This is a genomic window from Streptomyces sp. 3330 (assembly GCF_031456635.1).
Taxonomy (GTDB): Bacteria; Actinomycetota; Actinomycetes; order Streptomycetales; family Streptomycetaceae; genus Streptomyces.
Map to the genome: position 1 here is coordinate 208,402 of NZ_JAVDVA010000001.1, position 15,153 is coordinate 223,554.

Genomic DNA, 15,153 nt, shown 5'->3' on the forward strand with positions numbered 1-15,153 from the left:
AACGGGGCAGGCGTGCGCCGAGTGCGCCCGCCCCCTCTTCCGCGAACCGCCCGACCACCCCTCGCGTCCCTCTGTACGATCACCGCACGCGAGGCGGGGGCCGTAGGCGGAGGGGGCGGGGATGGACGACAACACCGGTGGCCGCAGGGCTGCTTGGCGGTGGCGGGCGACGGCTGCGATGACCGGGGCCGCGCTCATACTCGGCGGCTGCGGTTCCGGGGACGACGACAAGGCGGCCGACCCCAGTCCTTCGGCGACGTCGGGGGCGTCGGCCGCGTCCGGCTCTCCGTCGGCGTCCGCGACGGGCGGCGGCTCGACGTCGCTGTCGCCGTTCCAGGCGGACCCGGCCCGGGTGCCCCGCACGAAGGCGCAGGCCGAGGCGCTGGCGTCGGCGGTCGCGCTGAAGCCACAGGCGTGGGGCGCGGGCTTCCGGGCCCAGCAGCCGGCCGCGAGCACCCCCGGCACCGTCGCCGTGCTCGACGAGCAGTGCCGGTGGGAGCGGCGCCCCCTCACGGCGGGTGTTCTGGCCTCCCTGTCCCGCTACAGCGAGATCCCCGCCGGCGCGGGCAAGGGCGAGCTCAAGGTGACGGCGGCCGTCACCGTGCACGCCACGGTGCTCGACGCCGACGAGCGGCTGGCCGCCACGCTGGAGGAGCCGCTGCGCTGCCGGGAGCAGCAGGTGCGTACCGACGAACGGATCACGAAACTCATGTCGGCCGCCACTCCGTACGGCCAGGGCAGCAACAACTACGCCGACGACCAGGTCGTCGAAATCGGTTCCTATCTCACCGGGAACAGCGAGCAGGCCTACCGCTGGTACGTCACCCGGCTCGGCACGGTGACCCTGGCGGTGTCGGTCAAGGGCGGCCAGGGCTACACGGACGACCAGTTGAACAAGTACGCGTCGAACGCCAACGTCACGATGCTCAACAGCGTGCAGTTCGAGCTCGGAGGAGACAGCTGATGGAGCCGTTGCGTTCGTCCGATCCCTCGCGTATCGCGGACCACCGACTGCTCGGCCGGCTCGGCGCCGGAGGCATGGGCGTGGTGTATCTGGCGCGCACGCCGGGGGGCGCCCTGGTGGCGCTGAAGGTGCTGCTCGCCGAATACGCCGAGGAACCGGGCTTCAAGGAGCGGTTCCGCCGCGAGGTCGAGGTCGCCCGGCGGGTCGACAGTCCCTGGGCGGTACGGCTGGTGGACGCCGACCCGGACGCCGGCGCGCCGTGGCTGGCGACCGCGTTCGTGCCCGGCCCTTCGCTGGGCGAGGCGGTGGCCGCGTACGGGCCTCTCACCGAGCGCGGGCTGCGGGTGCTCGGCGCCCGGCTGGCCGAGGCGCTGGGCGAGGTGCACCGGGCCGGTCTGGTGCACCGGGACCTGAAGCCGGGCAATGTGCTGATCGCCCATGACGGGCCGCGGCTCATCGACTTCGGCATCGCCCGGGCACCGGAGGACCGGACGCTCACGGCGACCGGGATGGTCGTCGGCACGCCCGGCTATCTGTCGCCCGAGCAGGCCGAGGGGCGCGGCGGGGACGGCATCGGTCCGGCGAGCGACGTGTTCTCCCTCGGGTGCGTCCTGGCGTACGCGGCGACCGGGCGGGCGCCGTTCGGCGGCGGCGCGGTCGACGCCCTGCTGTACCGGGCGGTGCATGATCCGGCGGACCTCGACGGGGTGCCCGCGGGACTCCTCGACGTGCTGGGCCGCTGCCTGGAGAAGGATCCGGCCCGTCGCCCGGAGGCCGGTGACCTGGCACGGGAGCTGTCGGCCGACGGCGCCGCGCCGGACGGCGGGGCGAGGGACGGCGGGGTACAGGACGACGCCGCGTCCGAGTGGCTGCCCGAGCCGGTCACCCGGCTGATCGCCGAACGTTCGGCGGCCGCGCTCGCGCTCCCGGACATCGAGCACACGCTGGCGCCGTCCGACCCGCCGTCCGGTCCCGGATCACCCGGTCCCGACACCCACGGGACCTCCGGCGCGGCGGAGCGGGGCACGGACGGGACCTCCGGGTCCTCGGAGGCGGACATGCGTGAGACGTCCGGGTCACCGGAGCCGCGGGACTCTCGCCCGGTCGGCCGGCGCCGCTTCCTGCTGCTCGCCGGCGGGGCGGCGGCGCTGGCTGCGGGCGGGGGCGGGGCCTGGTGGGCGGCCGCGCGGGACGGCGGCTCGGGCGGCGGCAGCCCGGCCGCCGCCGCGTCCTCGCGCCGCCCGGTGCACACCGTCGCGCTGCACGGTGACCTCAGCGGCCCGCACGCGGAGACGGGCCGGGCCCAGGAGCGCGGACTGCGGCTGGCCGTCGCGGAGTTCAACGCGCGCGGCGCCGCCCCGTTCACCGTCAAGGTCAAGGCCGTCGACGACGGGGGCGACCCGGCGGCGGCGGCCCGGCTCGCCGCGGAGCTCACGGACGATCCGGCGGTCATCGCCGTGGTCGGCCCGACCACCGACGCCACCGGGCAGGCCTCGCTCGCGAAATACGACGCGGGGCTGGTGCCGGTCGTCGCCGTGTCCCCCGGCACGACCGCCCTCTCCATCCAGGGCTTCCGCTCGTACCTGCACGCACGGCTGCCCGACGCGGTGCTGTCCTTCTACGTCAGCAACTACCTGCGGGGCACCGCGCGCTCGCGCAAGGTCGGCATCGTCGTCGACCGCCCGGCCGGCAACTACGGGACGGACCTGAGCAGTTCCCTCAGCAACACGTTCAACAGCGTCGGCCAGGCGTCCGTACCCGAGGTGGTCGGCGCGATGCGCCGCGACTTCGGCGGCGCGGTGGACACGGTGCTCTCCGCCGGCGCCGACTCCGTCTTCTTCGCCGGACTGCCCGACCGGGGGGCGCTGATCGCCGCCACGTTGCGCGAACGCGCCTTCCAGGGTGCGCGGGTGTCCGGCCCTGCGCTGCTCGACGGCCGGTTCCTGACGGAGGCTCAGGAGGCGGCCGAGGGCTGGGTGATGGTGGCGCCGGTCATCGACGCCGCCGTCAAGCCCGAGGCGAAGAAGTTCGCCGCCGCCTACCGCGAGCACTTCAAGGAGGCGCCGCCCCGGTACGCGGCGGAGGCCTACGACGTGACCGGCATGCTGCTGAAGGCCCTGGCGGGGCTGCCGGCGAAGAGCCGCACCCGGGAGAACCTGCTGGCGGCCGTGCGCAAGGGGAAGTACCAGGGCATCACGAAGGCGTTCGCCTTCCAGGAGACCGGCATGATGGTCATCGACGGCACCGGCGGCTTCCTCTGGCGCGTCGAGCAGGGCGACTTCGTGTACGGCGGTCCCGCGCCGATCACCGTCTGATGGAGCCGTTGCGCACCGGCGACCCGTCCCGGATCGGCCGGTACCGTCTGCTGCGGCGGCTGGGCGCCGGGGGCATGGGCGTGGTCTTCCTGGGCCGGGCGCCGGGCGGAGCGATCGCCGCGGTGAAGACGGTACGGTCCTCGTACGCCGAGGAGAACGGTTTCCGGACCCGTTTCCGCCGTGAGATCGAGGCCGCCCGGCAGGTGCGCAGCCCGTGGGTGGTCCCGCTGCTGGACGCGGACGCCGACGCGGAGACGCCGTGGCTGGCGACCTCGTACGTGCCGGGGCCCTCGCTCACCGAGACGGTGGACACCTTCGGACCCCTGTCGCCCGCTTCCGTGCGGGTGCTGGGCGGACGCCTCGCCGAGGCGCTCGAAGCGGTGCACGGCGCCGGTCTCGTGCACCGCGACGTGAAGCCGGGCAACGTCCTGCTGGCCCCGGACGGGCCACGGCTCATCGACTTCGGCATCGCCCGCGCGCCGGAGGCCACCGCGCTGACCTCCAGCGGCGTCATCGTCGGCTCGCCCGGTTTCCTGTCGCCCGAGCAGGCGCGGGCCCGGGGCGGCGAGATCGGCCCGCCCAGCGACGTGTTCTCACTGGGCTGCGTCCTCGCGTACGCCGGGACGGGGGTGCGGCCGTTCGGCGGCGGCGGAGCGGCCGGCATGCTGCTGCGCACGGTCTACGAGGAGCCGGATCCGGCGGCGCTCCCGGAGGATCTGGCACCCGTCCTGAGAGCCTGCCTGCACAAGGATCCGCCCGGCCGCCCGAGCCTCGCCCGACTGCGCGAAGAGCTCGGGAACGGCACGGAAACCGGTTCCGCCGGACGGTCGGGCTGGCTGCCCGCGCAGGTCACCCGGCTGATCAACGACCGGTCCGCGGCCGTGCTCACCATCGGCACGATCGAGCCGACCCAGGTGCCCGCGAGCACGGCGGGCAGGGCGGGTAGGGCGGGTACAGCCGACTCGGTGTCACCGGAGGCCGCGACGCTGACGGCCGTCACGGCGGCCCCGCTCCGCACCCCCGCCCTCGGACGCCGCGGTTTCCTGCGCCTCGGTTCGACGGCCGGGGTCCTGGCCGCGGGCGGTGCCGGGGCCTGGTGGTGGAGCAACCGGCCGAAGCAGGGAGCATCCGGAACGTCCGGGACCGGCGGTTCGCGCCCCGCGCTGGTCGTCGCGTTCCACGGCGATCTGACCGGGGCCCACAAGGAGCTCGGAATCGCCCAGCTCAGCGGGGCCCGCCTGGCCGTCGACCAGCTCAACGCCAAGGGCGCCCACCCGTTCCGGCTCGCACTGCGCCCGCACGACGACGGCGGTGACACGAAACGGTCCGCCGAGCTGGCCGTCCGGCTGACGAAGGACCCCGACGTCCTCGCCGTGCTGGGACCCACCACCGACGCCTGCTTCCTCGCGTCCGATGTGACGTACACCAGGGCGGTGATGCCCGTCGTGTCCGTCTCGGTGGGCGCGGACACCCAGAATTCGACGATCGACATGAACACCTTCCACTCGCATGCGGCGCTGCGCGTCGCGCACGGGTACCTCGCCACCCCCTGTGTCCGCTACCTCAGCCTCCACGCCGACGCCCGCAGGCCGTTCCTGGTGGACGACCAGGCGCAGGGCGACTTCGCGTGGAACCTGTGCGACCAGACGGACAAGGCGCTGCGGCAGGACGACCGCGACGTCACGGTGACCCGGGTCGCCGCCGGGACGATCGACTACGCCTCGCTGGCCGCCGAGGCGATGTCCGCCCGCGCCGACGCGGTCGTCTTCACCGGCGACGCGGCCCGGGCGGCCGGTTTCGCCTCGGCCCTGCGGACCGCCCGGTTCACCGGCACCCGCATGGCGACGGAACGCGCCCTCGCCCCGCGGTTCCTCACCTCGGCCGGCGCCGCCGCGACCGGCTGGGTCCTCGCCACCTCCTTCACCGACCCGACGGCCCGCCCCTCGGCCCGCGCCTTCACCAAGGCCTACCGCGCCCGGTACGGCACCGCCCCCGGCTGGTACGCGGCGGAGGCCTACGACGCCGTGATGTTCCTGGCCGAGGCCTGCACCAAGAACGGCTCGCCGGTCACGGAACGGGGCGCGATCGCCCGCCGGATGCTGGAGGTGACGTACTCCGGCATCACCCGGAAGGTGAAGTACGAGCAGGGTTACGGCTACAACCACGACGCGATGTTCCTGTTCCGGGCGACGGGGGGCGCGTTCCGGTACCTAGGGCAGTACCAGGAGAAGGGGGTGTCGTGAGGCGCGCGGCGAGCGGCTGGCTCCGCCGGTCGCCGGGACGACGACGCGTACGCCGGAATCGTTCTGTCGTGCGTCCTCACCGTCGCCGCAGACGGAACCGCGGCGGTGCTGCGGCTGGTGCCCTCGGTGCGGAGAGCCATGCCGTGGTGGTGGATCCTTCCGGCGCCGCTGCCGGGCGTGGTCGCGGGAGTGCGCCGGGCCGTGGGCGGTCAGCCCAGGAGGCCGTGGCCGAGCGGTTCACCGCGCGGAGGCCCTGGCGAGGGGGAGCCGCAGGGAGCGGCAGACGAGTCGGGCTGTACGCCGGGTTCTGTCGCCCGGTCGCCTCGCGGCGGCCGGGGAGACGGCCATCCATCTAGGGCCGGCGTTGCCGCCGGCCTCGTGCGGTCTACCCGCGGACTCGGGCGGGCAGCCCTCGAACGTCCGCGCAGAGCGCTTGTTACGGCGCTCCTTTTGACCTTGCTCCAGGTGGGGTTTACCTAGCTGCCCAGGTCACCCTGGGCACTGGTGGTCTCTTACACCACCGTTTCACCCTTACCGAGGACCGAGGTCCCCGGCGGTCTGTTTTCTGTGGCACTGTCCCGCGGGTCACCCCGGGTGGCCGTTAGCCACCACCTTGCCCTGTGGAGCCCGGACGTTCCTCGGGAAGTCCCGTGAGGGGCTCCACGCGGCCGTCCGCCCGGCTCGTCTGCCGTGTCGACCATGCTACCGGGCGTGCGTCGCTCTTCGGGCCCGAGGCCGTCGCGAGGACCGAGCCCGCGAGGATCAGGGTGAAGGCGGCCACGATCGTCGCCGTCAGGGGTTCGCCGAGGAACAGGGCGCCCGCCGCCACCGCGACGGCCGGGTTGACGTACGTGATGACCGTGGCGCGGGTGGGACCCGCCTCCTTGATCAGCTCCATGAAGGCGACGAAGGCGACCGCCGTGCAGACGACGCCCAGGCCCGCGAGGGCCGCCAGCACGGACGGGGCGGGCATCTCACCGGGCCGGGTCGCGGCCGCGGCCGGCGCGTAGACCAGGGCCGCCAGCGCCAGGCAGGGGGCCGTGAGGTGGAGCGACGGGACGTCCTTGAGGTGGCGGGCGGCTATCAGCGGGGCCGTCGCGTAGCCGAGGACCGTCAGCAGGACCTCGGCCAGGGAAAGGGCGTCGCCGCCCGTCAGGTGCGGGACGGTGAGGACGCCGACCCCGGCGAGGCCCAGCGCCAGGCCCGTCACCCGCCGCACGCCCAGCGTCTCCGTGTCGCCGAAGAAGCGGGACAGCGTCACGCCGACGATCGGCACGCCGGCGATCAGCAGGCCCGCCGTGGAGCTCGACAGGTGGCGTTCCGCGTCGGTGAGGGTGAACCAGGGGCCGATGATCTCGATGACCGCGAAGGCCAGCATGGGCTTCCAGTGCGTCCGTACCGTCCGGGTCAGGCCCCGTTGCCGGAGCGCGAAGGGGAGCAGGAGGGCCGCGCCCAGCGCGCACCGGGTGAACACGACCATGGACGGGGAGAGGTCCTCCACCGCCACTTTGATCATCAGGTAGGGGATGCCCCAGACCACTCCCATCAGGGAGAACAGGAACCAGCCGCGTGCAGTCATACGGGGAGTGTCGGCCGGGCCCCGGTCAGGTGTCTTGAACGCTGTTGCGGTACGCCGCCGGGGTCACGCCGAGCACGCGGCGGAACCAGCGGGTGAGGTGGGCCTGGTCCGCGAAGCCGACCAGGCCTGCCACCTCCGCGGGACGCAGCCCGGACTCCAGCAGGCCCCGCGCCCGCGCCACCCGGTACTGGGCCAGCCAGGCGTACGGCGGCATGCCGGTCGTCGTGCGGAAGGCGCGCAGGAGCTGGTAGCGGGAGAGTCCCAGGTCGGCCGCGAGGTCGGCCAGGGAGGGCGGGGCGAGGAGTTCGTCGGCGAGCCGGGTCCGGACGGCGCGGGTGAGGTGTTCGGCGCCGGGGATCGCGTCGCACACCGGGCGGGCCGTGGAATGGCGTCGGGCGAGGGCCGTCAGCAGCCACGGGAAGCGGGACTCGGCCTCCAGCGGGTCGGGGCAGGCGGCCAGTTCGGTGTGCGTCCGGCGCAGGGCGGCGGCCAGTTCCGGGTCGTCGAGCAGGGGCTCACGGAAGTGCGGCACACCGCCGCGGGTGCCCTCGGTGAGAAGGGCGGGGCCCGCGTACAGGGCGCGGTAGGCGTAGCCGTCGGTGTCGTTGCCCGGGCCGCCGGTGTGCGTCTCGCCGGGGGCCAGCACGACGATGGAGCCGGGACCGGTACGGATGTGGCCGCCGCGGTAGTCGATGATCTCCGAGCCGCCCACGCAGACGCCGACGGTGAACTCCTCATGGGCGTGCGGGGCGTAGACGTGCCGGTCGAAGCGCGCGGTGAGCAGGTCCAGGGGCGGGCCGCAGCGCCCCAGCCGCGCTCTGGTCCACAGCGCCTGTTCACGACTCATTCGCCACCCCCGTGCGCCCCGCCCTGCGACCCCTGTCCGAGCCTCCAGGGGTGGAACACCTCCGGCTCCCGGTTCATGCCGCCGGACCGGTGCCGGACGGGTGCGGGAGCGGTGCCGGACGGGTGCCGGGGGAGCGGACCGGCGAGCGGAGGGGCGGGTGCCGACCTCGGCCGGGCCGTCCCGCGCTACGCCGTACGCTGTCGCAGCAGAGCTCTATTGAAGGAGATGTCCCGTGCTTGTCCTGCTGCCGCCCTCCGAAGGCAAGGCGTCCTCCGGACGCGGCGCCCCGCTCAAGCCGGAGACGCTCTCCCTGCCTGGGCTCGGCGCGGCCCGCGAGGCCGTCCTCGACGAGCTGGTCGAGCTGTGCGCGGCCGACGAGGACAAGGCGCGCGCGGTGCTCGGGCTGAGCGAGGGGCTGCGCGGCGAGGTCGCGAAGAACACGGAGCTGCGCACGGCGGGAGCCCGGCCCGCCGGGGAGATCTACACGGGCGTCCTGTACGACGCCCTCGGTCTGGCCTCCCTCGACGCGGCGGCCAAGCGTCGTGCCGGCCGGTCGCTTCTCGTGTTCTCGGGGCTGTGGGGCGCCGTCCGGGTGACGGACCGGATCCCCTCCTACCGCTGTTCGATGGGCGTGAAGCTGCCCGGGCTGGGGGCGCTGGGCGCGTACTGGCGGGCGCCGATGGCGTCCGTGCTGCCCGAGGCGGCCGGGGCGGGGCTGGTGCTGGACCTGCGGTCGGCGGCGTACGCGGCGCCCTGGAAGCCGAAGGGTGAGGTCGCGGGACGGACGGCGAGCGTGCGGGTGCTGCACGCGCCGACCCGGAAGGTCGTCAGCCACTTCAACAAGGCGACCAAGGGGCGGATCGTGCGGAGTCTGCTCACGGCCGGGATCGCGCCGGCGGGTCCCGCCGAGCTGGTGGAGGCGCTGCGGGACCTCGGATACGTGGTGGAGGAGAAGGCGCCCGCGAAGGCGAAGGCCGGGACGACCGCCTGGACCCTGGATGTGCTGGTGGACGAGGTGCACTGACGCACCACTCTCCGCCTCGTTGCAACATGCGCAATGCCCTTTGCGCGTGTTGCACACCGGGGGCAGGATGAGGCGCATGACCTCACCCCTGCCCTCCTCCTCGGCTGCCTCGGTACTGGATCTGGCACCGGTCGTGCCCGTGGTGGTCGTCGAGGACGCCGCCGACGCCGTACCGCTGGCGCGGGCGCTGGTGGCGGGCGGGCTGCCCGCGATCGAGGTGACCCTGCGGACGCCGGCCGCGCTCGACGCGATCCGGGAGATCTCCGGGTCGGTCCCGGACGCGGTCGTCGGGGCCGGGACCGTGATCACGCCGGAGCAGGTCACGGCGTGCGGGGCGGCCGGCGCGCGGTTCCTGGTGAGCCCGGGCTGGACGGACGCCCTGCTGACGGCGATGCGGGCGTCCCGGCTGCCCTTCCTGCCCGGGGTGTCGACCACGTCGGAGGTCGTGGCCCTGCTGGAACGCGGGGTGCGCGAGATGAAGTTCTTCCCGGCGCAGGCGGCGGGCGGCACGGCCTACCTCAGGTCCCTGGCGGGACCACTCCCCCAGGCCCGGTTCTGCCCGACCGGCGGGATCGGCCCGGACAACGCGCCGGAGTACCTCTCGCTGCCCAACGTGGGCTGCGTGGGCGGCAGTTGGATGGTCCCGGCGGACGTGGTCGCGGCGCGGGACTGGTCGCGGATCGAGGGGCTCGCGCGAACCGCCTCGCTGCTCAGGTCCGCAGGTGGGACGTGTCGTTGAACAGCCGCACGCTGGCGTTGCCGTCCGCGTAGTAGGCCACCGCCGACAGCGAGGCCGCCGACAGTTCCATGCGGAACAGCGACTCGGGCGGGGCTCCCAGGGCGAGCCGTACCAGCGTCTTGATCGGGGTCACATGGGTGACCAGCAGGACCGTGCGGCCCGCGTACTCCGCGACCAGCCGGTCCCGGGTCGCCGCGATCCGGGTGGCGGTCGCCGCGAAACTCTCGCCGCCGCCGGTCGGCTCGGCCTCCGGGTCGGCCAGCCAGGCGTTCAGGTCGTCGGGGTGGCGCTCGCGGACCTCGCCGAAGGTCAGCCCCTCCCAGGCGCCGAAGTCGGTCTCGGTCAGTCCGTCCTCGACGGTGACCTGGAGGCCGAGGCGGGCGGCCACGGCCCCGGCCGTCTCACGGGTGCGGGCGAGCGGGGAGGCGAGGATGTGCTGGACGGTCCCGCGCCGGGCGAGGGCGGCGGCGACCCGCTCGGCCTGTTCCCGTCCGACGTCCGAGAGGGAGGGATCGGTCCCCCCGCTGCCGGAGAACCGCTTCTGCGGCGTGAGCGGTGTCTCGCCGTGCCGCAACAGCACGAAGGTGGCGGGCGCCCCGAGATCGGGCGGCGCCCCCCAGCCGACGGAGGGCGTGGCGGCGGGGGTGGCGGACGCGGAGGCCGAGACGGTGGCTGAGGCGGCCGGGGAGCCTGCGGAAGGGGCCGACACCGCGGCGGCGGCCGGAGACGGGGTGGCGACCGTGCGGGCGGCACGGAGATCGGCGTCGGTCTTCGTCGCCTTCGCCTGCTCCTGCCCCTGCTCCCGCCCCAGTTCCTGTCCCTGCCCCAGTTCCTGTCCCTGCTCCCGCCGCTGCGCCTGCGCCTGAGCGGTTTCCGCGGTCGTGGCCGCGGTCGTGTCGGCGGGCGGGCGGGACCGGGTCAGGGCCTCGCGGGCCTTCGCCGCGCCCGCCGCGGCGTCGCCGGGCGGGCCGGACGGCTCGGGTGCGGCCGGGGTCGCGGAGGCACGGGCGTCGAACTCGGCCCGCGACGCCCCGGCGTCCCACTGCTCGCCGCGCTTGCCCGCGTCCATCGCCTCGTTCGCCAGGCGGTCGGCGTGCTTGTTCCGCTCGCGCGGCATCCACTCGTAGGTGACCTGCCCGGGCGGCAGGATCCGGGCCGCCTCGGCGGCCAGCGGCTTCATGTCGGGATGCTTGATCTTCCAGCGGCCCGACATCTGCTCGACGACCAGCTTGGAGTCCATGCGCACGCGCACCGTGGCCGTCGGGTCGAGCTCACGCGCGGCACGCAGACCGGCGACCAGTCCCCGGTACTCGGCCACGTTGTTCGTGGCGACGCCGATGTACTCGGCCCGCTCGACGAGCGTCTCCCCCGTCGCCGCGTCGATCACCACGCTGCCGTAGCCCGCGGGCCCCGGGTTGCCCCGCGACCCGCCGTCAGCCTCGACGATGAACTCCCGCACGACGTACGCCCCTTATCGAATCCGGGCCCGACCACCGATGACCGAGCGCCGACCACCCGATCACCGACTTCACGGCGATCGACTTCCCGCCGACCGACTTCCGATGACCGACGTCCGATCACCGGCGCGCCGGCCGGCGAGGACGCCGACGGCGGCAACCGGCGGCCGGGCCCCGGTCGCTCGTCACCGAAGGCGGCTACAGGCCGGACTCGGACGTGCGCACGAGGATGCGACGGCAGTTCTCGCACCGGACGACCGTGTCGGACGGGGCCTTGCGGATCTCGGCCAGCTCGGTGATGGCGAGCTCCTGGCGGCAGCCCTGGCAGGTCCGCTGGTAGAGCTTGGCCGCGCCGACGCCGCCCTGCTGCTCGCGCAGCTTCTCGTAGAGCTTGAGGAGGTCGGCGGGCACGGTGGCCGCGATGACCTCGCGCTCCTTGGCGATCCCGGCGGATTCGCCGTCGAAGCTCTCCAGAGCCGCGTCCCGGCGCGCGAGGGCGTCGTCGATCTTGCCCTGGACGGAACCGACCCGCTCGGTCAGCTCGGCGGCCCGCTCCTGAGCGCTCTCGCGGCGCTCCATGACCTCCAGGACGATGTCCTCGAGGTCGCCCTGGCGCTTGGCGAGGGAGACGATCTCCCTCTGGAGGTTCTCCAGGTCCTTGGGGGAGGTGACGGCCCCGGAGTCGAGCCGCTGCTGGTCACGGGCGGCACGCTGACGGACCTGGTCGACGTCCTGCTCGGCCTTGGTCTGCTCGCGGGCGGTGTCGCTCTCCTCGGTCTGCGCCGCGACGAGGAGGTCGCGCAGCTGCGTGAGGTCCTTGTTCAGCGACTCGATCTCGGCGTGCTCCGGCAGCGACCTCCGCTTGTGGGCGAGCTGCTGGAGGCGGGCGTCGAGGGCCTGGACGTCGAGAAGTCGGATCTGGTCGGCGGGCGCGGCGTTCAGTTGGGGGCTCCCATTGAGCTAGAGGTGGTGTTGGACGCCGCGTGGGCCGTCCAGGGGTCGGTGACCGTACGGGAGACGTGGACCCGGAGGCCCCATCCCCGCCGGTCGGAGATCTCGTCGAGCTGGGTGGCCGCCAGCTCGCACCAGGGCCACTCGGTGGCCCAGTGCGCCGCGTCGAGCAGCGCGAGAGGTGTGTGGGCGCCGTGGGCGCGGTCCGCGATGAACTCCGACGCCGGGTGGTGGCGCAGGTCAGCGGTGAGGAAGGCGTCGACGCCGGCCGCGCGGACATGGTCGAACAGGCTGTCGCCGGAGCCGCCGCTGACCGCGACGGTCCGCACCGGCGCCTCCGGGTCCCCCGCCACCCGGATGCCCTGCGCCGTGGCGGGCAGCCGCTCGGCGGCACGGGCGGCGAGCTCGCGGACGGTGAGCGGGTGGTCGAGCTCGCAGACGCGTCCGAGGCCGCGCCGCCCCTCGGGGTCGCTCGGATCCGGCACGAGCGGGCGTACGACCCGCAGGTCGAGCGCGCCGGCGAGGGCGTCGCTCACACCGGGATCGGCGGTGTCGGCGTTGGTGTGCGCGACGTGCAGGGCGATGTCGTTCTTGATGAGGGTGTGCACGACGCGGCCCTTGAAGGTGGAGGCCGCCACGGTCGTCGTCCCGCGCAGATACAGCGGATGGTGGGTGACGAGCAGACCGGCGCCGAGCTTCACCGCCTCCTCGACGATCTCCTGGACGGGATCGACGGCGAACAGAACCCGGGAGACCTCCTGCTCGGGGTCGCCCACGACCGTGCCGACCGCGTCCCAGGACTCGGCCCGCTCGGCGGGCCACAGGTTGTCCAGCGCGGCGATGACTTCAGACAGACGGGGCACGAGGAAAGGCTACCTGGCCGTCTCACCGGCCTGTACCGGTGCCGCCGACGCCGTCCCGGCCACCGCGGCGGCCGGCCGGGGGTGAGCGGCCGATCGATGCACAGGCCTCCCATCACCCTCAGGCGAATCGCTTCTGCACCACTCTTATGAGGGAAGAAGGCCGCCCGGCGGTCCCACGTCCGCGCGTACGAAAACTAGCTTCGTCGCCGGAGGTGACCGAACGATGACGATGCCGGCCTGTGCGATCGAGCCCACCGCTGCGGACGGGAAGGACCCCGAGGACGGCGCCGCCGAGCCCCCGCCGGAGGCGGAGGGGCCCGCGGAGGAACACGCGGGGCTCCACCTGAGCCGCACGCTCATGGCGGAGCACGTGCTCCCGCCCGTCCCGGCGATCCCGGCGGGCCACGCGCCCCCTGAGGACCGTGCGGACACGGAGGTCGCTGGAGCTCCTGAGGACGGTGGGTTCGTTGAGGACCGTGGGTTCACTGAGGACGGTGGGCTCGCTGAGGGCCGTGGGTTCACTGAGGGCCGTGGGCTCGCTGAGGACCGTGGGCTCGCTGAGGGCCGTGAGTTCAGGGAGGACCGCGGGTTCACAGCAGACCGCGGGTTCACTGAGGACCGCGGGTTCACAGCAGACCGCGGGTTCACGGAAGACCGCGGGTTCACGGAAGACCGCGGGTTCACTGAGGACCGCGGGTTCGCGGACGACCATGGAGTCGCGGAAGACCCTGAACTCGCGGAAGACCGTGGGTTCACCCCCGGCGGCGCAGAGGGCCGGGACCGCGTGCCCACGACCGGCCGTGAGGGCGAGGCCGGTCACCTGACCGCGACCGGCCGTACGGGCCGGGTCGGCGACGTGGACGTGCTTCGTCGTGCGGGCGGGGGCGGGGACATGGACATGCTTCGTCGTGCGGGCGGGGGCGGGGACATGGACGTGCTTCGCCGTGCGGGCGGGGGCGGGGACATGGACGACGTGGGCCGGGGCAGCGAGGCCGACTGCGTGATCACCGCGGGGGGCGCCTACGCCGCGCGGCTCGCCCGGGCCGGGGACTCCTGGTTCCCCGAGCGCTGGACCCTGGACGGCCCCGAACCGTACGCCGTGCCGCTGCCCGGCAACCAGCCGGAGGAACCCGGCACCGAGGTTCAGCCGATGGCCGACGGCCGGGTCCTGATCCGGCGGCCGATCGAGGGACGGCACGCGTTCTCGCTGCTGTATCCGACCGGTCCCGGCACGGGCGAGCTGCCGCTCGGCGCGGTCGAGTGCCCGGACGAGGGCACCCGGCTGCGCCTGCTCCCCCCGGCGCCGTGCGGCGAACGCGCGTACGCCCTCGCCGTCGGCCTCCGCACGACGACTGTGTGGCTGGTCGCGGGCGGCGCCTTCGGCCCCGAGTACCTCGCCGAGATCCCCGGCCGCTGCTCGGGCGGCGTCTGGCTGGACCGGACGGGCCGCATGCTCGCACTGGACCGGGAGGTCGGCGGCCGCACCAAGACGATCGTCGTGGACCTGGAGCGCGGCGGCGAGGTGTCGCCCCTGCTGCAGATCGCCGCCGACAGCGACGACCGCCTGCTGCTCGCCGACCCCGACAGCGGGCTGCTGCTCATCCGCTCGGACGCGCCCTCGCCGGGCGAGGCGCGCCTGGGCTGGGGGGTCCTCGGCAGCACGCTGCCGGTCCGCTTCCCGGAGTCGCTGCATCCGCCGGACCTCGCTCTCACCCCCTTCGCGAGCCAGCCGGGCCAAGCACTCCTGCCCGAGGCCTGCGCGGTGGCGCTCCGCATCGACAGCCCCTTCGCCACCTGGGTGGGCGTATGGCGTCCGGCCGACCGCCGACTGCATCAACTTCCCGCGCCTGAAGGGTGGTTGGCGGGCAGTGGAGTATGGACGCCGGACGGCGTGCTCCGGCTTCCGTACGCCACGGAGGCGGAGCCGTGCGGGGTGGCGCCGCTGACGGCACCGCTCACCGCTCCGCCTTCGCCTGCACCGTCGTCGACGCCGTCCGAAGCGGCCCCACCGCTCGACGGACCGGCACGCCCGGCGCCCGCCGTCGCCCGTCCGGTCCCCCTTCAGCAAGCCCCCCTCGGCCGACTTGTAACGAAGTAGCAGCGGTTGGCGTGGCCGCCTGGATCAGCCCCTCGGTGGGCCGGATAAAATCGCCCGGCTGTAAAGAAAGATC

At 74.2% G+C, this 15,153-nt stretch carries 10 protein-coding genes, 1 other RNA gene and 1 pseudogene; 6 read left to right on the top strand and 6 right to left on the bottom strand.

What is annotated here, in order from left to right; genetic code table 11:
• The first annotated feature begins 121 nt into the window (after positions 1-121).
• Genes J2X68_RS00935 through J2X68_RS00945 form a run of 3 tightly spaced genes read left to right on the top strand, consistent with a single transcriptional unit; the run spans position 122 to position 5,522 of the window.
• Positions 122-964 carry a hypothetical protein gene (locus tag J2X68_RS00935; protein ID WP_310430456.1) on the top strand — a complete coding sequence of 281 codons (843 nt, stop codon included), beginning with the start codon at positions 122-124 and terminating at the stop codon, positions 962-964.
• Complete coding sequence (locus tag J2X68_RS00940) at positions 964-3,279, top strand: bifunctional serine/threonine-protein kinase/ABC transporter substrate-binding protein (protein ID WP_310430457.1); 2,316 nt, start codon at positions 964-966, stop codon at positions 3,277-3,279. Before J2X68_RS00935 ends, J2X68_RS00940 begins: the two co-directional genes overlap by 1 nt.
• Positions 3,279-5,522 carry a bifunctional serine/threonine-protein kinase/ABC transporter substrate-binding protein gene (locus J2X68_RS00945; protein ID WP_310430458.1) on the top strand — a complete coding sequence of 748 codons (2,244 nt, stop codon included), beginning with the start codon at positions 3,279-3,281 and terminating at the stop codon, positions 5,520-5,522. The genes J2X68_RS00940 and J2X68_RS00945 overlap by 1 nt, the downstream gene beginning before the upstream one ends.
• 280 nt (positions 5,523-5,802) lie before the next feature.
• Here the strand turns inward: J2X68_RS00945 and rnpB are convergent.
• The 3 genes and pseudogenes from rnpB to J2X68_RS00965 form a co-directional block, all read right to left on the bottom strand.
• Positions 5,803-6,206, bottom strand: an RNA gene (rnpB, locus tag J2X68_RS00950) — RNase P RNA component class A.
• A 115-nt stretch (positions 6,207-6,321) separates the two neighbouring features.
• Positions 6,322-7,101 (bottom strand): annotated as a pseudogene (locus J2X68_RS40235) (DMT family transporter); the annotation flags it as partial.
• Between the two features lie 25 nt (positions 7,102-7,126).
• The gene (locus tag J2X68_RS00965; protein ID WP_310430461.1) at positions 7,127-7,948 is read right to left on the bottom strand and encodes an AraC family transcriptional regulator; all 822 of its coding nucleotides are present in this window, start codon (positions 7,946-7,948) and stop codon (positions 7,127-7,129) included.
• 232 nt (positions 7,949-8,180) lie between these two features.
• Here J2X68_RS00965 and yaaA point away from each other — a divergent pair, with 232 nt between their 5' ends.
• Together yaaA and eda are read left to right on the top strand one after the other, a co-directional pair.
• Positions 8,181-8,972 carry a peroxide stress protein YaaA gene (yaaA, locus tag J2X68_RS00970; protein ID WP_310430462.1) on the top strand — a complete coding sequence of 264 codons (792 nt, stop codon included), beginning with the start codon at positions 8,181-8,183 and terminating at the stop codon, positions 8,970-8,972.
• Between the two features lie 76 nt (positions 8,973-9,048).
• Positions 9,049-9,711 (top strand): bifunctional 4-hydroxy-2-oxoglutarate aldolase/2-dehydro-3-deoxy-phosphogluconate aldolase, encoded by a 663-nt coding sequence (eda, locus tag J2X68_RS00975; protein WP_310430463.1) that lies wholly within the window; start codon positions 9,049-9,051, stop codon positions 9,709-9,711.
• Here the strand turns inward: eda and J2X68_RS00980 are convergent.
• The 3 genes from J2X68_RS00980 to J2X68_RS00990 form a co-directional block, all read right to left on the bottom strand.
• Positions 9,683-11,170 (bottom strand): bifunctional RNase H/acid phosphatase, encoded by a 1,488-nt coding sequence (locus J2X68_RS00980; RefSeq protein WP_310430464.1) that lies wholly within the window; start codon positions 11,168-11,170, stop codon positions 9,683-9,685. The genes eda and J2X68_RS00980 overlap by 29 nt on opposite strands.
• A gap of 196 nt (positions 11,171-11,366) precedes the next feature.
• A complete protein-coding gene (locus J2X68_RS00985) occupies positions 11,367-12,110 on the bottom strand; it encodes a C4-type zinc ribbon domain-containing protein (RefSeq protein WP_310430887.1) in 744 nt (247 codons plus the stop codon).
• The gene (locus J2X68_RS00990) at positions 12,107-12,982 is read right to left on the bottom strand and encodes a Nif3-like dinuclear metal center hexameric protein (protein WP_310430465.1); all 876 of its coding nucleotides are present in this window, start codon (positions 12,980-12,982) and stop codon (positions 12,107-12,109) included. The genes J2X68_RS00985 and J2X68_RS00990 overlap by 4 nt, the downstream gene beginning before the upstream one ends.
• Positions 12,983-13,946: 964 nt before the next feature.
• On the opposite strand from J2X68_RS00990, the gene J2X68_RS00995 reads away from it, so the two are divergent.
• The gene (locus tag J2X68_RS00995) at positions 13,947-15,080 is read left to right on the top strand and encodes a hypothetical protein (protein ID WP_310430888.1); all 1,134 of its coding nucleotides are present in this window, start codon (positions 13,947-13,949) and stop codon (positions 15,078-15,080) included.
• The last annotated feature ends 73 nt before the right edge of the window (positions 15,081-15,153 follow it).

Bases quoted from the DNA above. Each gene is read 5' to 3' on its own strand.
- J2X68_RS00965 (WP_310430461.1), bottom strand. From the start codon at position 7,948: ATGAGTCGTGAACAGGCGCTGTGGACCAGAGCGCGGCTGGGGCGCTGC.
- J2X68_RS00995 (WP_310430888.1), top strand. From the start codon at position 13,947: ATGGACGACGTGGGCCGGGGCAGCGAGGCCGACTGCGTGATCACCGCG.
- J2X68_RS00935 (WP_310430456.1), top strand. From the start codon at position 122: ATGGACGACAACACCGGTGGCCGCAGGGCTGCTTGGCGGTGGCGGGCG.
- J2X68_RS00945 (WP_310430458.1), top strand. From the start codon at position 3,279: ATGGAGCCGTTGCGCACCGGCGACCCGTCCCGGATCGGCCGGTACCGT.
- eda (WP_310430463.1), top strand. From the start codon at position 9,049: ATGACCTCACCCCTGCCCTCCTCCTCGGCTGCCTCGGTACTGGATCTG.
- J2X68_RS00940 (WP_310430457.1), top strand. From the start codon at position 964: ATGGAGCCGTTGCGTTCGTCCGATCCCTCGCGTATCGCGGACCACCGA.